An 8,847-nucleotide genomic window follows, 5' to 3' on the forward strand; every position below is an offset into this window, starting at 1 on the left:
TGGTGTCTTTTTTTATGTGAAAAAGACAAAATAAAAAGCGTGAAATGTTTAGTTTCACGCTAGAAAGTATAGAGCCTAAATAATGAGCTTACTTAGGTGAAACAACTTGCTTACCATTGTAAGTGCCATCAGCGGCAACGTGGTGGTTACGTACGTAAACACCATTTTCGTTCATGTGAATAGCTGACGTCTTTAATCCGCCTTGACCGCCGCGACGAGTGCGCTTTGCGTGCTTTGAAACTTTACGTGCAGGAACTGCCATAGTTATATCCTCCCTTATACACCGCCGTGTTAGAAAGAAGGCAGTGCTTGATAATCTAATTTTTTCAACTGTTCTAAATTACATTATTTTTCGCGATTTGTCAAGTAATATCCCATTTGCGGTAGGGACGACAGTCAAAAACTAAAAACCAACAATAACTTTACTTTTAGTGCGACTAGTTAGATAATTAGGTGTACCAAAAAATAAGGAGGCATATTTACTGATGTTGTTTTTATCAGTAAGCAGTCCATTACTATCTGTGTGATAATCCAAGTTTTGCGGTTTTGGTAGCTAAATATAGGGGTAATCATAAACATAGGGGTAACTTATCAGTAAAAGTCATGACAGTAAGTATGCTTGATTACAAGAGGAGACTACGGGAATATGGCAACAGGGAAGCAGTTTAAACATATTTTGGCAGCAGTAGATGATTCAGACTTGGGACAAATGGCTTTAGTTAATGCTATTCACCAAGCACGTGAAGATGAGGCCAAATTAACAATCGTATCAATTTTTGAAAAGGGACAATTAAGTGTATTTGATTTCTTTTCAAAAGAAAAGACGACGGCAGCTGAAGATGATGTTCGTCGTGCGTTAGATCGATACCGCAAGATGGCAGTAGAAAATGGCGTTACTGATGTAGATATTAGAATTGCCGAAGGAACTCCAGGGGAAGTAATCGTCAAAGATGTTATTCCATCTGTAAAACCAGACATGGTTGTTGTTGGTTCGCATTCACAAAAAGGAACTGAGAAGTATTTTGGATCACAATCAAGTTATATCGCTAATCATGCACCTGTAACGGTGATGATTGTGCGATAGGATAATTTAATTAGCATGGTATAAAAAAGGTCCGATTTTTTGAACATGTTTAGTAAGAGATTAGTACAGCAACGTACTAATCTCTTTTTTTTAAAAAATTAGTTAATAAAATAGGTAGGTATTCGATAGAATTAATTTATGACAAAAACTTGTGGGGAAAAACTAATGACACTAGTAACGAAATATATTAATGCTTACCTATCAACTTTAAAATATTTGAGTGATACAGTAGCTGAGCCAGCAGCAACGTACGATTTATCCTTTGAACAATATTTAATTATGCATAGTGTGGCACAGCATGATGGCTTGACACTAACTGATATTGTTGCCAAACGTCAAGTCACACGAGCTGCAGTTTCACGACAAATAAAAATGTTATTACGTAAACAATATATTTGGCAAGAAGCTGATGCAATGGATCGACGGCGGCAACTATTGCACTTAACACACCGCGGTCAAAAAATAGAGGCAGCTCTTACTGAACGGATTGAAATGCGCTTTGAGGGTTGGTTACTAGCACTAGGTGAAGAACGTTCTGCTGATGTTTTAAAATTTATGATGCGCTTTGATGAGAAAATACAAGTAAATAGTAAAGGGTAGTTATATTTTGTAAGTGTGATGATTTAAAGGTATATTTGATCTATATTTTTTGTTTATACGGGCTTGAATTTATTTAGTGTATGTTGTATGATTGAGTAGTTGTTTTTGGGCATTAGCCAAGCGGTAAGGCAATGGTTTCTGGTGCCATCATGCACTGGTTCGAATCCAGTATGCCCAGTTTTACAGATGCGGGAAGCACCAATCATATTATATATGATTGGTGCTTTTTGTTTTGCGCTAAAATATATTATTTTTGGAAGCGTTACACCAACTAGCCTTAACGCTTTATGCTAAAAAAGAGTTAGAAGATTTTGTGAACGCTAAAGGGATATGGCTACAAAATATCGAAATAAAGCGCTACAATGTAGTTAATGACACTTATTGGAAATATAATATATTTTAAAGAGGTAGAAGTACATGTCTGAAGAGAAAAAAACAGGTGCTGACTTAGTTGTCGATAGTTTGAATAATCATGGTATTGGTTTAGCTTTTGGGATTCCGGGTGCTAAAATTGATCGATTGTTTGAAAAATTAGATCATCCTAAAGCAGGAGAAAAAGCACCTAAGTTAATTGTGACACGTCATGAACAAAACGCTGTGTTTATGGCGCAAGCTTTTGCACGTATTACTGGTAAAACTGGGGTTGTTATCGTGACGTCAGGACCAGGTGTAGGAAACTTGGCTTCTGGCTTGATGACAGCAACTGCTGAAAATGATCCTGTATTGGCAATAGGGGGTCAAGTACAACGAAAAGATTTGTATCGTTTGACACATCAAAGTACCCCATCAGCAACGTTGTTTTCACCAATTACGAATTATTCAGTTGAAATTCAAGATCCTAATAATATTTCAGAATTAATTTCTAATGCTATTGCAGCGGCTAATGGACCTAAGCCAGGGGCAGCATTTGTTTCATTGCCACAAGATGTTGATGAAGCAGAAGTTACGACAGCTGCATTGCCTGCAGTTAAGCCCGCTCGTTATGGTGCAGCAGCTTCAGAGGATATTGCTTGGCTTGCTGAGCAAATTAAAGCTGCTAAATTGCCAGTATTGTTAGTTGGTGCTCGTGGTTCTGATGATAATACAACAGCAGCATTGCATGCTTTACTAGAACAGACAACTTTACCAGTTGTTGAAACGTATCAAGGCGCCGGAGTCATTTCTCGTGAGTTAGAGGAAGCAACATTCTTTGGTCGTGTCGGTTTCTTCCGTAATCAAGTTGGTGATCAATTATTGGCACAATCAGACTTGGTTATTACCGTTGGTTATGATGCTATTGAATACGAGCCACGTAATTGGAATAAGAATGCAGATCTGCACATTGTTGCAATTGATACGCAAGCTGTTCAGATTGATAATAACTTTACGCCAGCTCGCCAACTTGTGGGAACTTTAGCTGATACATTGATTGATTTGAAGTCACAAATTGCTGATTATACTCTGCCAGCTGCCTCACAAGCTAAGTTATCTGAATTCAAGGATGCACTAAAGGAATCTGCAAAGCCAACTTATACGCCAGCACAAGAAAACTTGAACCATCCTTTGAGTATTATTAAGTCTTTGCAAGCACATATGACTGATGATATGACTTTGACTTCTGATATTGGTTCACATTACTTATGGCTTGGACGTTACTTTAAGTCATATGTTCCTCGTCACTTGTTGTTCTCAAATGGTATGCAAACATTAGGTGTTGGTCTACCTTGGGCAATGGCTGCCGCAATGGTTCGTCCAAATGCTAAGGCTGTTTCAGTTTCTGGGGATGGTGGTTTCTTCTTCTCAGGAATGGAACTAGCAACAGCAGTACAACTTAACTTGAATACGGTTCACATTGTTTGGCAAGATAATTATCACTACGATATGGTTAAGTTCCAAGAAGAAGTGAAGTACAATGGTGAGTCAGCTGGTGTTAAGTTATCAAAGATTGACATTGTAAAGTACGCTGAAGCAACTGGTGCTAAGGGATTGCGTGTTGATTCTCCAGACCAATTGGATGCGGTTTTGGATGAAGCATTTGCAACTGAAGGTCCAGTTGTTGTTGAAATTCCAGTAGATTATTCACATAACTATGAATTAATGTCTCAATTGATTGATGCAGAATAAATTAAAGGAGAAGATATAAAAATGGCAACAGTATATCAACACAGTACACTAGCCGCTTTGATGGGTAAGGTTTTGGGTGGTTCAGCAACTTTGGCTGAATTAAAGCAACATGGGGATACTGGTATTGGCACTTTTGATGGTTTAGATGGTGAAATGATTATGGTGGATGGTGAAGTCTATTATATGGACGGCGAAGGTCAAATTCACCATGTAACAGATATGGAAAAAACCGTACCATTTGCGACAGTTCATCATATTGATGATGAGAAACAAAAAGTTTCATTTAGCGCCGGTGATATGAAAGAGATGGTTTCACTAATTAGTGATCGCCAATTAGAAAATACTTTTTCAGGCGTTGTTTTGCGGGGGAGCTTTAATCATATGAAAGTTCGTTCGGCGCCTAAGTCTGAACGTCCATTCCCTTCATTATCAGAAATTACCCATACACAACGTGAATTTGAAAAAAATGATGTTGATGGTGTTTTAATTGGTTACTATTCACCCGAACTATATCAAGGTACGGTTGCTGCTGGCTGGCATGTTCACTTTTTGAGTGATGATCGTACTTTTGGTGGTCATGTTTTGGGGTTTGATGCTAATGAATTAGCAGGAGACTTAACCATTTTTGATAATTATGAATTACATTTACCAATTCATGATAAAGAATTCCGTGAGCACCATGTTGATATGGATGGACTAAAAGAAGGCGTTGCAGCAGCTGAAGGTTCCCAAGATTAATTTTAAAAATAGTGATTACAATGATTTGATGGATTGTAATCGCTATTTTTTTACTGTCATAGTATGATGTATCTAAGAAATAATACGTATTATTGATATAATCGGGGAGATAAAAAATGGGAAAATTAATGAAAGCAGTTGTGACAACTGCTGATGAGCAAGCACCGTTAATTGATAAAGACATTGCACAACCTAATTTGACTGACCATGATGTGTTGGTTAAAGTGTCAGCAACTGCTATGAATCCAGTAGATATTAAACAATTAGAGGGTGCTCAGGCTACACAACAAGAACGTGTTTTGGGCTTTGATGCAGTAGGTGAAATTGTTAGTGTTGGCGGTACTGTTGTTAATTATCAAATTGGTGATCGTGTGTTTTTTGCTGGTGAATTAGGTCGTACGGGTGCAAATGCTGAATTTGAGGCAGTTTGTGAAGATTTGATTGCTAAGGCACCAACGACTTTGTCAGATATTGAATCAGCCGCATTGCCGCTTACATTTTTAACAGCCTATGAAATGTTAGCTGATAAGTTTGGCATCCAGATGGCAGCTGATAGTGCACACGGCAAAACACTGTTAATTATTAATGGTGCTGGAGGTGTTGGATCAATTATGATTCAATTAGCAAAATGGTTAGGTATGACGGTTATTGCAACAGCATCACGTGATGAAACAATTGCATGGGTTAAAGACATGGGAGCCGATGAAGTAGTTAATCACCGAGCAAACTACGTGCAAACGGTTAAAGACTTAGGCTATCATGATATACCTTATATTGCGGTGTTACATTCGTTGGATCAACATTTTGAGAAAGCGGCTGATTTGGTGGGTACGTTTGGTCATATTGGTGCCATTGTACAATCAACGATACCGTTGCCTGTGGGATTAATTAAAAATAAAGCAGCATCACTTGATTGGGAATTCATGTTTGCTAAGACAAATGCTGGGCAAAATATTGCTAGTCAGGGTGCAGCATTAGCTTTATTAGCGAAATTGGTTGATGATGGTTTTGTTAAATCGACAGTAACTCAAACATTAGATGGGTTATCTGCTCATACGATTATGAGAGCTCAAAAGGAAGTTGCGCCAGGAAACATGTTGGGTAAGTTAGTTATTAAATATTGATGTTGAATAAAAGTAATTAAAAAGATTGGTTTATCTGAAGATGATGAACCAATCTTTTTTAGTGGTGAAAAAACAAGCCTTTAATTTGCACTCTCTTGTGTAGAGTGCTAATATAGAAAATGTAGATAAGGTCAATAAAGGTCAAAGAAAATTTTGACAGTTGATTTGTATTGGGAGTAATGAATATAAAAAAATATAAGGAGGCCGTATTATGGCACAAGATCCATTTGGTTTTTCAAGTTTTGATGATATTTTCCGTATGATGAATAATGAAGGCGTATCACGTGCACAACAGGCGCAACGTGCGCAGCAAGGACAACGTCCACAAATGACTCGCGGGGGAGGTAATGATAATGGTCAAGGTAATGGCTTATTAGATCAGTATGGCATTAATTTAACTGAGTTAGCACGACAAGGTAAATTTGATCCGGTTATTGGGCGTGATGACGAAATCACACGCGTTATTGAGGTCTTAAACCGTCGTACTAAGAATAATCCCGTTTTAATTGGTGAAGCTGGTGTTGGTAAGACAGCAGTTGTTGAAGGCCTAGCACAGGCTATCGTTAATGCTAAGGTGCCGGGTAAGTTACAAGGTAAAGAGGTTATTCGTTTGGACGTTGTATCCTTAGTACAAGGTACTGGGGTTCGTGGTCAATTCGAAGAGCGAATGCAAAAATTGATGGATGAAGTTTCAAAGCGTGATGATGTTATTTTGTTCATTGATGAAATTCATGAAATCATGGGTGCCGGAACGGCTGGTGAAGGTTCAATGGACGCAGGTAATATTTTGAAACCTGCTTTAGCGCGTGGTGAATTCCAATTAATTGGTGCGACGACACTAAATGAGTACCGACAGATTGAAAAGGACGCTGCAATTGCCCGTCGTTTCCAAACTGTTCAGGTAGACGAACCAACTACTGAAGAAGCTTTACAAATCATCCAAGGGATTCGATCACGCTATGAAAATTATCATAAAGTAAAGTATTCTGATGATGCTTTAGCTGCAGCAGTTAACTTATCAAATCGCTACATCGCTGATCGTTTCTTGCCAGATAAGGCAATTGATTTGATTGATGAGGCAGGTTCAAAGAAGAATCTGTCAGTGAAGATTGCTGATCCTAGGGAATTAGAAAATAAGATTCATTCAACTGAAGCACAAAAGCAATCAGCCATTGAGCGTGAAGATTACGAAAAGGCTAGCCATTTACGTGACCAAATTAATAATTTAGAATTGCAATTAGAAGCTGTTAAGCAACAAGCGCCACAAAATGAAGCTGCTCAAACGGTGACAGTTGCAGATATCCAAAAGATTGTTGAGGAAAAGACTGGTATTCCTGTTGGAGAATTGGCAGCATCCGAACAAGATCAATTGCGCCACTTAGGTGATAATTTAGCTGCACATGTTATCGGCCAAGATGAAGCAACACAAAAGATTGCACGAGCAATTCGTCGTAATCGTGTGGGATTCAATAAGACTGGTCGTCCAATCGGAAGTTTCTTATTTGTCGGTCCAACAGGTGTAGGAAAAACGGAAACAGCCAAGCAACTTGCTCAGGAATTATTTGGTACCACAGACAATATGATCCGATTTGACATGTCGGAGTATATGGAGAAACATTCTGTTTCAAAGTTAATTGGTGCACCTGCTGGTTATGTTGGTTATGAAGAAGCTGGTCAATTGACTGAGGCAGTTCGTCGTCATCCTTATTCATTAATTTTGCTTGATGAGGTTGAAAAGGCGCACCCGGATGTTATGAATATGTTCTTACAGATATTGGACGATGGTCGCTTAACAGATGCTCAAGGTCATGTTGTTTCATTTAAGGATACAATCATCATTATGACATCAAACGCTGGAACTGGTGTTAAAGGAACAAAGGTTGGCTTCGATCAAAATAGTGAATCAACCACAAATAAATTACTTGAACGATTAGCACCATACTTCAAGCCGGAATTTTTGAATCGTTTTGATGGTATTATTGAGTTTAATGCTTTATCAAAGGAAAACTTATTACGTATTGTTGATTTGATGATTGGTGAAATGAATGATGCAATTTCTGAGAAGGGATTACATCTTACGATAAAGGATGATGTTAAACAAGAACTCGTTAACTTAGGTTATAACCCAGAAATGGGGGCGCGACCATTGCGCCGAGTTATTCAAGATCATTTAGAAGATCAAATAGCCGATTTTTATCTTGATAATCCGAATATTAAAAATTTGTTGGCAAAAATGAATGATGGTCAGATTGTTATAACAGAAAAACATGATTCATAAAAAAATGAATTAAAAATATAAATATTAAATGAGGCGATGGTGTATATCATCGCTTTTTTGTTTGGTTATGATTGAATTTTTATCATAATTAACGGGTGATAAATAAAAAAATACGAACGAAGCAAAAAAGAAATTACTTAATGTAACATAAATGAAATGTTATTTGAACTCTTTTGAAAAGTCTCTATCGTAGAATGTAGCATGTAGTAAAAATCAAGAAAATATTAAGAAATATCAATTTAGCTGTTTCTTATTTAATATAAGCTTAAGTAACTAATTTTTAAGGACTAAGGAGTACTAAATATGCACGCATCTGTAAAAAACACGCTATTAGCAACTGCTGGGGCTGCAGCAGCATTGGCAGGAAGCTCAATCGTAGCTTCTGCTGATTCTATTACTGTTAAATCTGGTGACACACTATACGCTTTGGCAGCAGCCAATAATGTATCAGTTGACGATTTAGTATCAGCTAACAAAATTGCTGATGCTAATTTGATTCACGTTGGTCAAAAAATTGAATTGGCTGGTTCATCATCAACACAATCAGCCGCACCAGCAAAAGAAGAAGCAGCTAAGTCAGTTTCAAACAATGGTTCATATGCAGTTAAAGCAGGAGATTCATTGTGGGCAATTGCTAATGCAAATGGTATGACTTTGTCTGAATTATTGAATGCAAACCCTGATTTGCAAGCATCGTCAGTTATTTATGTTGGTTCACAAATTAATCTTTCAAAGTCAGCTGTTAAACCAGCTGCACAATCAGCCGCAACGTCAGCAACAAACGTTAAGGCAGCTGCAGAATCAGCAGCCGTACAATCAGCTGCAACATCAGCAGCAAACGTTAAGGCAGCCGCAGAATCAGCAGCCGTACAATCGGCAGCAAACGTTAAGGCAGCCGCAGAATCAGCAGCCGTACAATC

General features: G+C 37.9%; 8 protein-coding genes and 1 tRNA gene. 8 read left to right on the top strand and 1 reads right to left on the bottom strand.

Annotated elements, in window-relative coordinates:
* Positions 1-88 precede the first annotated feature (88 nt).
* On the bottom strand, positions 89-262 hold the full coding sequence (gene rpmF / locus FFM61_RS08695) for a 50S ribosomal protein L32 (protein ID WP_042491711.1): 174 nt from the start codon (positions 260-262) through the stop codon (positions 89-91).
* 384 nt (positions 263-646) lie between these two features.
* Here rpmF and FFM61_RS08700 point away from each other — a divergent pair, with 384 nt between their 5' ends.
* From FFM61_RS08700 to FFM61_RS09010, 8 genes are all read left to right on the top strand, one after another.
* Complete coding sequence (locus FFM61_RS08700) at positions 647-1,084, top strand: universal stress protein (RefSeq protein WP_074428082.1); 438 nt, start codon at positions 647-649, stop codon at positions 1,082-1,084.
* A gap of 165 nt (positions 1,085-1,249) precedes the next feature.
* Positions 1,250-1,684, top strand: a complete 435-nt coding sequence (locus FFM61_RS08705; RefSeq protein ID WP_074428083.1) for a MarR family winged helix-turn-helix transcriptional regulator — start codon at positions 1,250-1,252, stop codon at positions 1,682-1,684.
* 106 nt (positions 1,685-1,790) lie between these two features.
* Positions 1,791-1,862: transfer RNA gene (locus FFM61_RS08710), tRNA-Gln, on the top strand.
* 239 nt (positions 1,863-2,101) lie between these two features.
* On the top strand, positions 2,102-3,787 hold the full coding sequence (gene alsS, locus FFM61_RS08715) for an acetolactate synthase AlsS (protein WP_074428084.1): 1,686 nt from the start codon (positions 2,102-2,104) through the stop codon (positions 3,785-3,787).
* Positions 3,788-3,808: 21 nt separating this feature from the next.
* Entirely contained in the window at positions 3,809-4,525 is a 717-nt protein-coding gene (gene budA, locus FFM61_RS08720; protein WP_083194557.1) for an acetolactate decarboxylase, read from the top strand.
* Between the two features lie 116 nt (positions 4,526-4,641).
* Complete coding sequence (locus FFM61_RS08725; protein ID WP_074428086.1) at positions 4,642-5,649, top strand: zinc-binding alcohol dehydrogenase family protein; 1,008 nt, start codon at positions 4,642-4,644, stop codon at positions 5,647-5,649.
* Between the two features lie 211 nt (positions 5,650-5,860).
* The gene (locus tag FFM61_RS08730) at positions 5,861-7,927 is read left to right on the top strand and encodes an ATP-dependent Clp protease ATP-binding subunit (RefSeq protein ID WP_074428087.1); all 2,067 of its coding nucleotides are present in this window, start codon (positions 5,861-5,863) and stop codon (positions 7,925-7,927) included.
* A gap of 303 nt (positions 7,928-8,230) precedes the next feature.
* On the top strand, positions 8,231-8,847 hold a 617-nt coding region (locus tag FFM61_RS09010), incomplete at its 3' end, for a LysM peptidoglycan-binding domain-containing protein (RefSeq protein WP_170176044.1).

This window comes from Weissella hellenica (assembly GCF_005405545.1).
GTDB classification, from domain to species: domain Bacteria; phylum Bacillota; class Bacilli; order Lactobacillales; family Lactobacillaceae; genus Weissella; species Weissella hellenica.